Annotated in this window: 1 protein-coding gene; it reads left to right on the top strand. The window is 49.8% G+C overall.

Annotated features, from left to right (window positions below):
* Window positions 1-90: 90 nt before the first annotated feature.
* Window positions 91-771 (top strand): tRNA pseudouridine(38-40) synthase TruA (truA, locus tag GAC_RS02665; protein WP_037349380.1); only part of this gene is annotated, 681 nt, incomplete at its 3' end.

Here is a 771-nt window from a genome sequence, read left to right as displayed (position 1 = left end):
TGACGAGGTGGCTGATAATCACTCATCCGTGCTGTTTCAGGTTAAAGTTGGGGCGGCCGTGCGCAAGGCGGTTCTACACTACATGTTGGGATGAGGTACCGAGCTGTTGTTGAGTATGACGGCACTGCTTTTATAGGGTGGCAGCGCCAGAAGGGTGTGGCTGGGCGGTCAGTGCAGGAATCAATTGAGGATGCTATATATCGCCTTTCCCAGCAGCATGTGACAGTTTTTGCCGCAGGTAGGACGGATGCTGGCGTGCACGCGCTTGGCCAAGTTGTGCATTTTGACCTCAACACCTCGCTGCAAGACTATGTCATAAAAAATGCACTCAATCACTATTTGCGGTCAGATATGGTCTCCATTCTCTCGCTGGAAGAGGCTGCAGAAGGCTTCCACGCCAGGTTTTCTGCCAAAAAGCGGCACTACATGTACAAAATTGTGAATAGGGACGCGCCTCCGTGCTTGGATCGCCTGCGCATGTGGCACGTACCCAAGCAGTTGAACGTATCCGATATGCAAGAGGCCGCAAGCCACATGGTTGGTGAAAAGAAAGACTTCGCAAGTTTTCGTGCAAAGGAATGCCAGTCCAAATCTTCTGTGCGCACAGTGGATAGGATTGACTGCGTTAGGGAGGGAAATAATATATTCGTGCATGTTTCTGCAAAGTCTTTTCTACATAAGCAGGTTAGAATTATTGTAGGTACACTAGTCCAGTGTGGGCATGGAGCATTTCCCCCGTCTTATGTATTAGAGATACTGGAGCGCAAGAAC

Source organism: Anaplasma marginale str. Florida, from assembly GCF_000215485.1.
Classification (GTDB): Bacteria; Pseudomonadota; Alphaproteobacteria; order Rickettsiales; family Anaplasmataceae; genus Anaplasma; species Anaplasma marginale.
Note: the sequence above shows the minus strand (reverse complement) of the source record. Positions and strands in the feature narration are given on the sequence as shown.